12 protein-coding genes are annotated in these 12535 nt (G+C 42.3%); 4 read left to right on the forward strand and 8 right to left on the reverse strand.

The window, feature by feature from the left end:
- Positions 1-2: 2 nt before the first annotated feature.
- The 4 genes from gatC to DK188_RS12340 all read right to left on the reverse strand — a co-directional run bounded on the left by gatC (position 3) and on the right by DK188_RS12340 (position 2850).
- Positions 3-290 (reverse strand): Asp-tRNA(Asn)/Glu-tRNA(Gln) amidotransferase subunit GatC, encoded by a 288-nt coding sequence (gatC, locus tag DK188_RS12325; RefSeq protein WP_111671130.1) that lies wholly within the window; start codon positions 288-290, stop codon positions 3-5.
- An 88-nt stretch (positions 291-378) separates the two neighbouring features.
- Positions 379-1110 carry a lysophospholipid acyltransferase family protein gene (locus tag DK188_RS12330; protein WP_111671131.1) on the reverse strand — a complete coding sequence of 244 codons (732 nt, stop codon included), beginning with the start codon at positions 1108-1110 and terminating at the stop codon, positions 379-381.
- Positions 1103-1477: a globin domain-containing protein gene (locus tag DK188_RS12335; protein WP_111671132.1), complete on the reverse strand. Its 375-nt coding sequence runs from the start codon at positions 1475-1477 to the stop codon at positions 1103-1105. The genes DK188_RS12330 and DK188_RS12335 overlap by 8 nt, the downstream gene beginning before the upstream one ends.
- A 29-nt stretch (positions 1478-1506) precedes the next feature.
- Complete coding sequence (locus DK188_RS12340) at positions 1507-2850, reverse strand: NfeD family protein (RefSeq protein WP_111671133.1); 1344 nt, start codon at positions 2848-2850, stop codon at positions 1507-1509.
- Positions 2851-3047: 197 nt separating this feature from the next.
- Here DK188_RS12340 and DK188_RS12345 point away from each other — a divergent pair, with 197 nt between their 5' ends.
- The 3 genes from DK188_RS12345 (at position 3048) to DK188_RS12355 (ending at position 5682) form a co-directional block, all read left to right on the forward strand.
- Positions 3048-4238 carry a LysM peptidoglycan-binding domain-containing protein gene (locus DK188_RS12345; RefSeq protein WP_111671134.1) on the forward strand — a complete coding sequence of 397 codons (1191 nt, stop codon included), beginning with the start codon at positions 3048-3050 and terminating at the stop codon, positions 4236-4238.
- Positions 4239-4360: 122 nt separating this feature from the next.
- Positions 4361-4915, forward strand: a complete 555-nt coding sequence (locus DK188_RS12350) for a hypothetical protein (RefSeq protein ID WP_111671135.1) — start codon at positions 4361-4363, stop codon at positions 4913-4915.
- The gene (locus DK188_RS12355; protein ID WP_111671136.1) at positions 4915-5682 is read left to right on the forward strand and encodes a TIGR02757 family protein; all 768 of its coding nucleotides are present in this window, start codon (positions 4915-4917) and stop codon (positions 5680-5682) included. The genes DK188_RS12350 and DK188_RS12355 overlap by 1 nt, the downstream gene beginning before the upstream one ends.
- A 136-nt stretch (positions 5683-5818) precedes the next feature.
- On the opposite strand, the gene DK188_RS12360 is transcribed toward DK188_RS12355, so the two are convergent.
- The 4 genes from DK188_RS12360 to aceK form a co-directional block, all read right to left on the reverse strand.
- Entirely contained in the window at positions 5819-7033 is a 1215-nt protein-coding gene (locus DK188_RS12360; RefSeq protein WP_111671137.1) for an ATP-grasp domain-containing protein, read from the reverse strand.
- 68 nt (positions 7034-7101) lie between these two features.
- Positions 7102-8523 carry a leucyl aminopeptidase family protein gene (locus DK188_RS12365; protein ID WP_232825722.1) on the reverse strand — a complete coding sequence of 474 codons (1422 nt, stop codon included), beginning with the start codon at positions 8521-8523 and terminating at the stop codon, positions 7102-7104.
- Between the two features lie 18 nt (positions 8524-8541).
- The gene (locus DK188_RS12370) at positions 8542-9666 is read right to left on the reverse strand and encodes an alpha/beta hydrolase (protein WP_111671138.1); all 1125 of its coding nucleotides are present in this window, start codon (positions 9664-9666) and stop codon (positions 8542-8544) included.
- A 78-nt stretch (positions 9667-9744) separates the two neighbouring features.
- Positions 9745-11469, reverse strand: coding sequence for a bifunctional isocitrate dehydrogenase kinase/phosphatase (gene aceK, locus DK188_RS12375; RefSeq protein ID WP_111671139.1), 1725 nt, complete (start codon positions 11467-11469; stop codon positions 9745-9747).
- Between the two features lie 380 nt (positions 11470-11849).
- On the opposite strand from aceK, the gene DK188_RS12380 reads away from it, so the two are divergent.
- The gene (locus tag DK188_RS12380; protein ID WP_111671140.1) at positions 11850-12527 is read left to right on the forward strand and encodes a bifunctional isocitrate dehydrogenase kinase/phosphatase; all 678 of its coding nucleotides are present in this window, start codon (positions 11850-11852) and stop codon (positions 12525-12527) included.
- Positions 12528-12535 lie beyond the last annotated feature (8 nt).

The raw sequence follows: 12535 nt of genomic DNA on the forward strand, positions 1-12535 counted from the left end.
CGTTATTCTAAAACCTTTGGAACACGGAAGTAGTCGGTATCCCGTTTAGGAGCATTTTTAAGTCCCGCTTCCTTAGCTAGATGAACACCGCCTTTGTCCTCTCGCATATCATTTATTTCTGAGGACATGGTAGTCAGTGGTTCAACGCTCGTCGTATCCAGTTCATTGAGTTGCTCCACCCAATCCAGAATTTGGGACATGTCTTTGGACATTTTTTCCGCAGATTTTTCATCAAATTCCAATCGAGCCAAATGGGCTATTTTCTTGATGGATTCTTTGTCTATTTTCATTTTTTGCAAAAATTAATCAACGCTGGGTCAAACGATATCTTATCGGATAAATCCTAGTTTTGCTGATAGGAATTTTAAGATTTCTAATCTAAACATTAGAATTATCCAGATTGAGTTGGTTTTGGATAATTTCAAAACAAGCAGCTTTCAATGCTTCATCTGACTCGAAATTATTTGGATTCAAACCTTCATGAAGAACCATTTTTGCCCTTCGTCGATGAAGTAAAAGACGGCTGTCATCGGGTAAAATTAGGTGATTAAATGCTAACGTGACAGGGATGATGGGGATTTGTTTTTCCATTGCCAGCCTAAATGCACCGTTTTTGAATGGAACCATTTGTGGTGGTTCTTTGGTATAAATCCCCCCTTCCGGAAATAGCACAATCCCACTTCCCTGATCCAATGCTTCAGCAGCTCTTCGCATGGTCTCTGCACGACTCTTGAGCCGGTCCCGATCCACAGCGATGTGTAGGCTTTTGAAATAATAGCCAAAAAGAGGGGCTTTCCTGATTGAAGCTTTTCCCACAAAAAGTACATCTCCAGGTACAAATCCCATCATGGCTACATCGAGATAGCTGAAGTGATTTGCCAAAAAGATATGCGGTTTTGACTTGTCGAATCTGCCGCGTATTTCAATTTCCACTGGAATAAAAATCAAGGTGAAATACGCCTTGGCCCAATACCGATTGATTTTTCGTCCAAACTTTTTCCAGCCGGGTACCCAAATACAAATCAGAATAAATGGGAAAATCAGGAGGAAGGTAAATAGAAATGTTACCGCAGCATAGACTGAATGCAATCGGGACAAAATATTATTCATGATTAATCATATGATTGGCCACCTGAATGAAGTACTGCATCATGAGCTCTTTCACATTTTGCTCAAGTTTCAGTTTGTCCAGGGAAGTAAGCATGGCATTGATCCAGTGGTCCCGCATCGCAGAATCGATCTTCCATTCGAAATGTCTCATCCTCAATCTTGGATGTCCCCGCTCTGCAGAATAGGTGCTAGGACCTCCAAAAACCTGCAACAGAAAAAGGAAAAGTTTTCTCTCAGCTGGCTCAAGGTTTTCGGGATAGAGTTTTCTAAGAGAAGGATTCGCTTCTACCTCCAGGTAAAAATACCTGACAAGTTCTTTGATTTGCGATTCTCCGATGGTTTCGTAGATCGACTGAAATGGGTTCATGCCGCAAACTTAGCGAAATAATTTTTCGATCAAGCTTCGAGCCTTTTTACCTTTAAAGATGTGCCCTCAGTAGAAATGACTACGATTTTTTCCCCCTGTTCGATAAAATCACCCCGAGAGTAGGCATCATATACTTCGCCATCTATCGCTACTCTACCACTTGGCCTAAGGCGGGAATGGACAACTCCTTCTTTTCCCATCAATGTATTGGAATAGAAACTTGACGTATATCCATCGCTTCTTTCCTGTGTGCTTGCCAGCGTGATGGTGCTGAACGCACCCCATTGGTTGACTTTGGGTGTGAGCCAAAATACCAATCCCACCGATGCCAAAGCGGCTAGAATCACGGTCAGTAAAGCTGCAAAAAGTTGTGATGCCGGTACAAAATCAAAATTGAATTCCTGATTAGGAAGCATGCCTAATACCAGGCCGCCAAGAATGAAAATTATACCCAAGACGCCAAATATTCCGAATCCGGGTATCACAAAAAGCTCAACCGCAAGTAGAATAATTCCTAGAATGAAAATGATGATCTCCCAGTTTTCCGCAAGTCCATTGAGGTAGTAGGGGATGAAATAGAGCAAAGTGGCTACAATAGCCGCAAGAATCGGAAAACCTACTCCCGGCGTCTGAAGCTCAAAATAAATCCCGCCTATGATGATCAATATTAAAACTCCACTAATTGCGGGGCTTAGAAAAAACGAAATGATTTTGTCAATTGAGTCTTCCTCATAAGCCACAATGGGCATATCTTGAAGATTCTGCGCAGCGAGAATAGCATCGATAGACTTATATTCTCCTTCGCAAAAACCATAATTTATTGCTTCCGAGACTGAAAAAGTGATTACCGAACCAGCTGCAGACACTCCTTCGATTTCTATTTTTTCATCTACCATTCCTTCGGCAATTTTAGGATCTCTGCCTGTAGCTTCTGCTGTACTGCGCATCATGGAGCGCATGTAAGACTGGTACTTGTCTGGAGCTGCAGCACCGTCTGTTCCGTTGACCACTGTTGCGGCACCGATACTTCCCCCTGGCGCCATATAGATGCTGTCACAGGCTATTGAGATCAGAGCCCCTGCTGAAGCTGCGTCTTTGTTGATAAAGACATACACTGGGATCTCTGATTCTAGGATCATGGTGCGGATATCATCTGCATCATTGACAGCACCTCCATAGGTGTCCATTTCGATGATTATCAAAGACGCTTCCTCGGCTACAGCTTCTTCCAGCGCAATTTTTACCCTTCGATTCATGGCTGGATCGATATCCTTATCAATCTTGAAGGTGTAAATCTTACCCGTCTTTTCCTGAGCAGCGACAGAAAGGGTCAGGAAGCAGAGTAAAAATAAGAAGAGATTGCGGAGTTGCATTTGGAGTCTTGGATTACAGCCATAAGATAGCTATCAATAGAACAATACGCCAGTTTTTTATTTTTGGATACCCAAACCTATTCATCATGTGTTTTTTTAAGCAAGTCCCTGAGTTAAAATGGCGTTTTTTTCTATTTCTAGCATAATTCTTGTAAAAAGAGCTGTTGATCCAATTTAACTAGTAACGTTTTTACACTATGATCTTCAAACACAGATTTATAAGCACTTTATTCCTCATTTTTTCGCTCTCCAGCTCTATTTCTCTTGCCTCTGAATTGATCGCAGGAGATTCTATAGGCGTAGAGCGGGTAGGAGACAAAACGTACATCCTACATAAAGTAAGCCCGCAGGAGACGCTTTTTGCAATTTCCAGAAGATATCAGGTGCCAGTAGGAGAGATACAAAATTCAAATGAAGTCCTGAAGCAAGGCCTAAAAATCGGTCAGACGATCCGGGTCCCATACTTTGCCAAAAGTGATTTGGCTCCTGGTTCAATGCTCCATAAAGTCGCTCCGGGAGAAACACTTTTTTCTATTTCGAAAAAGTATAGCGTTTCTGTTGATTCTTTGAAACAATGGAATAAGTTGCTGGGCAATGATCTAAGTATAGGGCAAGCCTTGATAGTAAAGGAAACGACACCTGAAAATCCAGTGACTGCAGCTCAGCCCATAGCAATCGCTACAACCAGTTCTCCGGTTACTACTTCCAAATCCACTTCAGTGGTAGAAGAAATCAAACCAAAACCAGAGCCCAAACCTGCAGAGAAAAAAACTGAATCCGTTCAACCTAAAAAATCACTTCCTGAACCTGTAGCAGTAAAAAATGTATCCACCGAGCCGACAAAACCTACCTCTGCTCCTGTAGCTCCTGGAGAGTGGATTTCGCATACAGTAGCTGCTGGTGAAACATTGTTTTCTTTATCCACAAAATATGAATCCAGTGTCGAGGATCTGATCAAATGGAATGGACTGACTTCCAATAATCTCCGATCCGGACAGGTCATCAAAGTAGGTCGAGCTCCTGAGGCACCGGTTACTGTTCCAGTGATTGGCACCCCAAGCGTCGCAACCTCTACCACAGAAATGTACACCGACGAAACTCCTGAAAATACCTCAGGTGGATTCAAAAACATCAAAGAAAATGGTCAGGCTGAACTTATTGAAGGTACAGGAGGGCATAAGAAATACCTTGTTTTGCACCGAGATGCTCCAGTTGGGAGTATCATGCGTGTCAAAAATGAAGAAAATGACATTACTATATTTGCAAGAGTTGTTGGTAAGCTACCAGAGACTGGCGATAACTCTAAGCTGGTAATTAAGCTTTCTCAGGCGGCATTTGACCAATTGCGTGCAGTTAATCAGCGCTTCCCTGTAGAGGTACTTTATTGATTTTACCCCTAAAATATCGCAAAACGAGCCGGCAGACGTCGGCTTTTTCATTTTAAGGCTGAAAGTTCATTCTTTGCCTTTCTTATCAGGCAAGCGTACCTTTGTCCTGTCAGTATTGCTCAATGAACAAATTTCAACTTTTCTTTCATCACGCATTCCGGTTGGTTTGGAATGTCATCTTCATTATCTCTTACCCTATTTTGGCGAGTTTTGGGCTACTTTTTATTGGATTCACCTACTTGTTTTCTAAGCTTTCTTCCCTGCTGACCCGTCTGAGACCAGAGGGGAAAGCCATCGTTTTGAAAGAATCAGAATGGAAAACCATGGAATATTCCAATAACCTGCTCGAAGCAAAAGTTTTTTTGCAGATCATGTTCGGCCCGGCGGGTTTTAAATTGAGGAGAAAAGATGGAGTTCCTTCCATTTTGGAGGATTATGTTTTTGGTAACAAAGTCAGGGTACTCGAGGAAGGGTTTATTTTAGAAAAATGGAATACCCAAGATCCCAAAGAAATGCCTGATTTTGATATTTGCCTCTATGATCCTGATCGGGATGCGCTCAGATCACTGACTACGATTAAGAGTTTCGATTGGCATGTTTCCGAAAAAACCGAGGATGCACTGTGTTTAAAGTGGTTTGATGGGACTCAGGGTGGTGAGATAAAAGTTCAGCTCTGATGCAAGGACTTAAGGAATTTCTCGACCTGAAAGTTGAGCAATACAATCGACCAGAATTCATCCCGAACGACCCGATCTCCATTCCCCACCGGTTTACCAAAAAGCAGGATATTGAGATTGCCGGATTTTTTGCAGCAATACTAGCCTGGGGACAGCGCAAAACGATCATTAACAAATGTCTCGAACTCTTCGGGATGATGGATAATGCCCCTCATGATTTTCTTTTGAATCATCAAGAGGAAGATTTAAAGGCTTTTTTGACATTTAAGCATCGGACTTTCAATGATGTGGATACACTCTACTTCATTCATTTCCTCAGTTGGTTTTATCGTACCCATGAAAGTCTGGAAGAAGCTTTTTTAGTTGGCCAGACCAATCATATTGATGCCATGGAATCGATTCTTGTGCAATTCCATCAGTTGTTTTTCAGTTTGGAAAATTCGCCCGGCCGTACAAAAAAGCATATTGCAACTCCTGCCCGAAAGGCAGCCTGCAAGCGAATCACAATGTACCTACGCTGGATGGTGCGTACAGATCAAAATGGAGTTGATTTTGGTCTCTGGAAAAACATCTCACCCGCCCAGTTGCTCTGTCCCTGCGATTTGCATGTGGACCGTGTCGGGCGAAAGCTGGGACTGATCACCCGAAAGCAGACTGACTGGCTTACAGTCTTAGAACTTACTCAAAAACTTCGGACGTTTGATCCTTTAGATCCAGTCAAATATGATTTTGCTCTTTTTGGTCTAGGGATAGAGGAGAAGTTTTAAACAGGTTGCGGTTGCAAACTTCTTTCCTTGTATTTTATCCTCTCGAACTTAGAATTTCCTGAAGATGGAAGTTGTAGCAGTTGAGTACCTTTTTAACTAAATATAGACGGGTTACGATGGTGGTAGACCAGAAAATTCAATGGAATTTCTTCACTTCTGGTGCATCCGCGCTGGCCGATAGATCAGTGGCAAATCGTTCTGAATAATTATCCAATAATTCCATCACCCGTTCTTGCTTTGCTGACCTGACGATAAGTCCCGCATGATAATCCAAGGGTACCCGAAAGCATACCTCAGGATCATCGAATGTACTGAGATCAGGATGCTGGTATTTGGAAAGCGTCAGTATAATACCCGCATAGTTTTTACCCACTTTTGGCAACTTGTATTTTTCATTTTTTGCAATAGCATCCTCAATCTTTGCCCATTCTTGCCAGAGATTGATGTCAGTGGCCGCTTCGACCATTTCGGCTAGATGTGCTCCGCCGACTCGCGAGGCTGTTTCCAAGAAGTAGATTTTACCGTCTTCCCGATTTTTGATGAATTCAGTGTGAGAAGCTCCATGTTTTAGCCCAAACGCTTTCATGATCTGCTCATTCATTTTCTTTATAGCTTTATCATCCTCAGAACCATATTTTATATTGGCTGAACGAAATATTCCACCTCCCTGGGATATTTCCATGGGAGTAGCCAAGTAGCGGGAAACAGTCACAAACAAAATTTTCCCATCGATCTGGAGGCCGTCAGCATGAAAAACATCTCCAGGTTTAAACTGCTCTACGAGATAGTAAACTCTGTTTTCACCCAACTCATGAATATGCTTCCAAAGGTCTTCCTTCGAATGAACTTTGATGATGCCATGGGCGGATGCCTCTGACCGAGGTTTAAGAACCCAGGGGGGAGAAACGGTATCCGCAAATTGGTTGATTTCTTCATTGTTGAAAAGCGGTGAAAATGCAGGCACTCGGATTCCAGCATCTTTGGCACGCATCCGCATGGCCAATTTATCGCGGAAATAGCGGCCAGTCGTCTGTCCCATACCGGGAATTCGAAGATTTTCTCTAAGGAAAGCTGCCTTTTCTACGTCGTAGTCATCCAAGGCGATGATTGCTTCTATTTTGTGGTCTTTCATCAGTCCACCGACACCTTTCAGTAATAAATCCATGTCCCAATCCAAATCCTGACCTGGCATGTAAAATATTTCATCAATGTACTCAAAGGCCCATGGCTTATCCCGAAGCTGTTCTGTGGTGACTAGAAAAACCCGGTTTCCCTGCTTTTTGAGTGCAGTCAAGAAAGCATTTCCTTTAAAATAATTGGAGATGCAAAGAAAAGTTTTCGGTGAGCTCATAAGACGTAAATTTTGTATTCAAAAAGTGAAAAAAAATCCGACAAATCGGAAGACTTGTCGGATATATTTTAAAGTTGGTTTTCGATATGCCGCAATAAAAGACTTACGCCATAGGCCGTTCCGGTTTTGGTTTTGGCAAATTCTCCATCTCCAAAAGCGACCCCGGCAATATCCAAATGTGCCCAGGCAGGATGATCATGGGTGAAAGCCTGAAGGAATTTCGCAGCCGTGATTGCTCCTGCAAATGGTTTTCCATGGTAATTTTTGATATCGGCGATCTCCGAATCCATCTCTTTTCCATAATTCTCCCAAAGTGGAAGTGGCCAGGATTTTTCGCCTATTTCTTCCCCAGCGCGCTGCAAGCCATGGGATAGGTCTCCGTCATTGCTGAACAATGCTGCACATTCAAAACCAAAAGTTCCGATAGAACTTCCAGTCAACGTAGCCAAGTCGATCACTTGATCCACCTTGTAATTTTTGACCAAATAAGAGAGCCCATCTGCCAAAATCAGTCGACCCTCTGCATCTGTGTCAATCACTTCAATGGATAAGCCTGCATGGCTGCCAATTACCTCCGAGGGCAAGTAAGCATCTTTGTCAATCGCGTTTTCGACTGCCGGGACGATGGCTGTGAGATTGATTGCCAGGCCCAAATCAGAAACAAGTTGGGTCGTGGCTAATACAGCAGCTGCACCGCCCATGTCGGATTTCATGTGGTGCATGGCTTGTGTTTTCACATTCAGTCCTCCGGTATCAAATGTCACCCCTTTACCCACTAGGCCTAGATGAAATTTGGCTTTGGGATGGCGGTATTCTAGGATAATGAACTTAGGCTCTTTGGCTGAGCCTCTTCCTACTGCCAAAAAAGCCTCCAAACCTTCAGATTTGGCTTTTTTTACATCCAAAACCTTTACATCAAGTTTATATTTTTTGGCTTGTGTTTTTGCCCAGTCACCAAGGTATTCAGGCGTAATTTTATTGGGAGGCAAGTCTACTAGTCTGAATGCTTCTATTTTGGCCTCTGCAATTTTTTCTGCGCGCTCCACTATGGATTTGGCTTTTTCGATGCCTGTGATGACCTCCACTTTCAACTTCGCGAAATCTTTTGCTTTCTCTTTTTTATAAAAGCCAATGGAGTAGGTCCCTAGTTTAAATCCAACAATGGCTGATTCGATTTGCTCCGTGGAGAAAGTATCGGGAAAATCCAGAATCACTTCTTTTTCAACCAAATCCGAATGTTTTGATAGGATCCTCCGAAAAGTCGTTTCGAGGGTTTTGTATTCTGGATTTTCTCCAAGACCCAAAAGCAAAATCACTTGGGTATCTAATTCCAAACTGTAGCTCGTGTCTTTTTTACCAGAAAAAAGGGCCTTAGATGGGCCTGACATCCCGAGTTTTGCAACAAGTGTTTCTTCGGCATTTGCTTGAAACACAGGGATGACTCTCAACGCACTAGTTGAGAGGTTTTTGGGATTGGTTTTGATTTGCATAAGTTGATCAGGAGTAGATTACTCCGGTTTATCATTGAAAAACAGCCATTCGATGGCTTTGGGGAACTCGTCGCTCCAATAGGATTCGTTGTGTTTGCCGTTTTCGTTAATGGAAAGACGGACTTTCATTTTGCCTTCAAGGCTTTCGCGCTTGAGGAGTCGCTTTCTAAGCTTGGTCACATGGTTGACCATGGTTTCGCTTTCATCACCACCCGCATAGAGGTAAATCCGCGTTTCCTGAGGTTCAAAGAAGTCGAGAAACCCAAGTTTTATCTTGGGAATGACCCAGAGAGATGGGGAAAAGACCATCAATTTTCCAAATACTTCGGGATAAATCAAACCGGAGAAAATGCTGACCAGACCGCCCATTGAGCTTCCACCGATTCCGGTATGATCACGCTCAGGTTTGGTTCGAAAGGTCTTGTCTACGAAGGGCTTCAGTGTGTCCGTGATGAACCGAATGTATTGCTTTCCATTGCCTTGGCCAAGCAAGGTTTTCCCGACGTTATATTCGATCAGGCGCTCTTTTTCTCCATGTTCTACAGCGATGACAATGATCTTCCCGATCCCATAGTCAGCCATGACTGCTAGTTTTTTATCTATTTGCCAATTGCCAAATTCTGCATTTTCATTGAAGAGATTCTGAGCATCATGCAGGTAGAGAACCGGGTAATGTTCTGTGCTTGTATCGTAGTCATGCGGTAAAAGCGCCCAGATTTTGCGCGTTTTATTCAGCTGTGGTATTTCAAATTCTTCAGAGATCAAGTGAATTTTTGGAAGCTGAGAAGGACGGTAGGGGAGCCAGTTTTTTCGCCATTTCGCCACTTTTTCAAACTTCACAGGTTTGTCATCATTCCAGTGGCGATTGGGAGTTCTGTTACCATAGCGATCGATTTCTACCTCAGACCAATCTCCTTTAGTGAATTTGTAGATGAGTTCACCTGTAAATTCGGGCCCTTCGGGAAAGTTAAACTCATACTTTCCAGGCTCAAGTTTTTTCATTTTGAAATGAAAATCCTGAGTTGCCCAATTGTTGAAGTTTCCGGAAAGATAAACGGGTCTCTCGTCATCTTCAGGAGTTTGAAGGACGATTTTTTTTATACGCGTGACGGTAGTATGAGGATTTGAAACTTCTGAAATCATGGGTTGGGAGGTACGAAAAGGGCTAACCCGATTTGCCAAAAATAAGTTTTGTCTGGCTAAGAATGAAACATTGTTTTTCTACACGGGTTCATTTGGCCGGAATCTGATCTCGTCCGGATAAGGAAACGCATGGATCAATTCCCCTTTTTGGATCCGTTCTTGAAGAGATTTCCAGTAGAATGGATCGAATAAATCCTGATGATATTCTAAAAAGTGAGGCTTTAGGTCTGCTCTGCCGATCATCCACCTGCGAAAATCTTCAGGGAAAACATCATTCTTTTTGATTTCATACCAAGGCTCCGAAGCATAGATTTGTTCATAAGTTTCTGGCTTTGGTTTCACTCTGAAATTCATTTCTTCCAGAAATTCGATTTCATCATAATCATAGAATATGACGCGTTTTTGACGGGTAAGTCCAAAGTTTTTGGTCATCATATCCCCGGGAAAGATATTGGCCTGCGCCAATTGAAGGATCGCACGACCATAATCTTCTACCGCCCGCCTGCCTTCTTCGGTAGTGCAGGTATCCAGAAAGAGGTTGAGCGGAATCATTTTTCGCTCGGTATACAGGTGTTTAATTACCAAATGTCCTTCATTAATCTGCAGCAATGAATTTGTGGTGTTTCGAAGCTCCTTCAGCAGCTCTTCACTGATCCGCTCAAGCGGGATTTTGAAAAATTCAAATTCATGCGTATCCGCCATTCTGCCGACGCGATCATGTAGCGAGACCAACTTGTATTTTTCACGAACCTCTTGGCGAGTCATACTCTTCGGAGGCTCAAAGTGATCTTTAATCAATTTAAATACAATGTTGAAGGAGGGAAGGGTAAAGACAGTCATCACCATGCCTTTGATCCCTGGTGCCACGACAAATTTGTCAGTGCTATTTTCCAAATGATTGAGGAAGTCTATGTAGAAAAGTGTCTTGCCATGCTTATTGAATCCAATAGCATTGTAGAGTTCATGTGTTTTTTTGTGTGGAATCACCGAAAGCAGAAAGCTGATAATCTGAGATGGAATCTCGGCCTCAACCATAAAATAAGATCTGGTAAAGCTAAAGAGGTGACTCATTAAATTGGGGTCAAAAATCAATGTGTCTACATAAATCCCTTTGGGCCCATTCATGAAAGGGATAATAAATGGCATCCATTTATTGCCAACAAAGGTTCTTCCGATTAAATAGGCAGCTTTATTTCGATAGAAGACTGGTTTCAATAGTTGCGTTTTGGTACCAACTTCTACTTGGTATCGGGTGAGAATGACTTTTTTGACACCTTCTACGAGAAATTCGACATCCTTTTCTTTATCCATGTATGAACTCCCAAATTCAAAATCTTCCAAGATTTTACGGATGATCTGTTCGAGTCCCATCGAGGCTGGATAGGTCCTTAGCAGGGTTGAATTTTCTTGAAATTCTGCTATTCGATGACTTCCTGTGACATACATGAGTTCCTCATCCAAAGGATTATCTGGAAAAGTCTTGCGAAAAAGTGAATTGAAAAAAGTCTCAGCCAATTCCACATCCGGCCTCTCAGCGATCATTTTTTGATATTCCATTCGGATGAGTTGCCAGATTTGTCGATCAGAGGAGTCTTCTCCCAAAAGGTCCTGGAAGACTTTCTTCAACTCAAAAAGAAGGTCTTTGTATAGCCGAAGCCGTTGGCGATGATTGAGTTGGGTGGCTTGCCAATTCCGCTGCGCAAAGTAAAGCGGAGCAAGTTTGGTATAGGTATTAAATGATTCTATATAGGTGAGATAGCCTTCGAAAATTTTTGTAGCTAGTGGTAAAGAGCGATGTGGCATAAGTTGGAAACTGGATCAGTGAAGAAAGATTAAATTTTTTAAGGATTTTTCTAAATCTAAGAATTCAAAAAGCAATTGATTTTCTGCGATTTATCTTCTTGGAATCTTAACCGAATAAAATTTTGAATATTTTTCGCAATCGATTGTTTGGAGGGAATGAAAACATTTTCTACTTTTCGCAGGTATTCATCAACTGAATATCTACAATAGGTTTAATAGGTTTGAGAGCAGGAAAAGGTCGGAGTCATATTCCGGCCTTTTTTGTTTTTAGAATGAATTTGGCCTTTGCGGCATTTTCAATTCTTTGTTTGGAGATTCATTGTTCAAATCCGTTTGATTTTTCGATCCCTTGACTTAGCTTCAACGCTCAAATTTTCGCTATGAAAGTGTCAACTAAAATCTTTCTCCCAGTTTGGTTGGGAACGCTTATTTTTTTTTCGGCTTGTGAATCTTCCGATTCTTCAAAATCTGAAGATTCTCTTGCTGTAACCTCAGATGCAGGGAGTTTGGAGGTTATGCAGAGCAAAATAAACCAGGCACTCGCTCAAAAATCAAGTTGGCAAAGTCATTGGGCTGCTTCGGTGGGGCTGTTTGATTCTTCTGATTTCGAATTGGTCATGACAGACTCCATCGATCCTATGGAGATGCCGGAGAAGAATCCTATTCTAGCTGAAGATCCGCTTTTCCCATATCAACTGCCACATCCTGAGGGGAATGGAACCTTGGATATTTATTCCTATAAAGTAGAAGCACAGGAGAGTTTGGATCAGCCTTTTCTTAACCCTGATTCAGAAGTGATCTGGTACCGAGCAGACGGGATGAAAGAACGATTGTTATTCATGGGGCCTTCCGGAATGTTTGAGGAGGCATTGTGGATGAATGCGTCGGAGTTGATGGTTTTGGGATTTTTTCAGGAAGAGGACGGATTTAGACCAATGATTTGGATCATTAATGTCCAGAATCATTCCCTAAATCAATTCAGAATGACCAAGGTGGTGAAAGAGTACCAGCATGATTCCTATCTCGATACCAAGTTGAAAACGGTGGATTTAACCTGATTATGAAT

Origin of the sequence: Algoriphagus litoralis, from assembly GCF_003259255.1 — a bacterium.
Lineage (GTDB): Bacteria > Bacteroidota > Bacteroidia > Cytophagales > Cyclobacteriaceae > Algoriphagus > Algoriphagus litoralis.

Excerpts from the sequence above, each read along its gene's own strand:
- gatC (WP_111671130.1), bottom strand. The coding sequence starts at position 290 with ATGAAAATAGACAAAGAATCCATCAAGAAAATAGCCCATTTGGCTCGA.
- DK188_RS12330 (WP_111671131.1), bottom strand. The coding sequence starts at position 1,110 with ATGAATAATATTTTGTCCCGATTGCATTCAGTCTATGCTGCGGTAACA.
- DK188_RS12335 (WP_111671132.1), bottom strand. The coding sequence starts at position 1,477 with ATGAACCCATTTCAGTCGATCTACGAAACCATCGGAGAATCGCAAATC.
- DK188_RS12340 (WP_111671133.1), bottom strand. The coding sequence starts at position 2,850 with ATGCAACTCCGCAATCTCTTCTTATTTTTACTCTGCTTCCTGACCCTT.
- DK188_RS12345 (WP_111671134.1), top strand. The coding sequence starts at position 3,048 with ATGATCTTCAAACACAGATTTATAAGCACTTTATTCCTCATTTTTTCG.
- DK188_RS12350 (WP_111671135.1), top strand. The coding sequence starts at position 4,361 with ATGAACAAATTTCAACTTTTCTTTCATCACGCATTCCGGTTGGTTTGG.
- DK188_RS12355 (WP_111671136.1), top strand. The coding sequence starts at position 4,915 with ATGCAAGGACTTAAGGAATTTCTCGACCTGAAAGTTGAGCAATACAAT.
- DK188_RS12360 (WP_111671137.1), bottom strand. The coding sequence starts at position 7,033 with ATGAGCTCACCGAAAACTTTTCTTTGCATCTCCAATTATTTTAAAGGA.
- DK188_RS12365 (WP_232825722.1), bottom strand. The coding sequence starts at position 8,523 with ATGCAAATCAAAACCAATCCCAAAAACCTCTCAACTAGTGCGTTGAGA.
- DK188_RS12370 (WP_111671138.1), bottom strand. The coding sequence starts at position 9,666 with ATGATTTCAGAAGTTTCAAATCCTCATACTACCGTCACGCGTATAAAA.
- aceK (WP_111671139.1), bottom strand. The coding sequence starts at position 11,469 with ATGCCACATCGCTCTTTACCACTAGCTACAAAAATTTTCGAAGGCTAT.
- DK188_RS12380 (WP_111671140.1), top strand. The coding sequence starts at position 11,850 with ATGAAAGTGTCAACTAAAATCTTTCTCCCAGTTTGGTTGGGAACGCTT.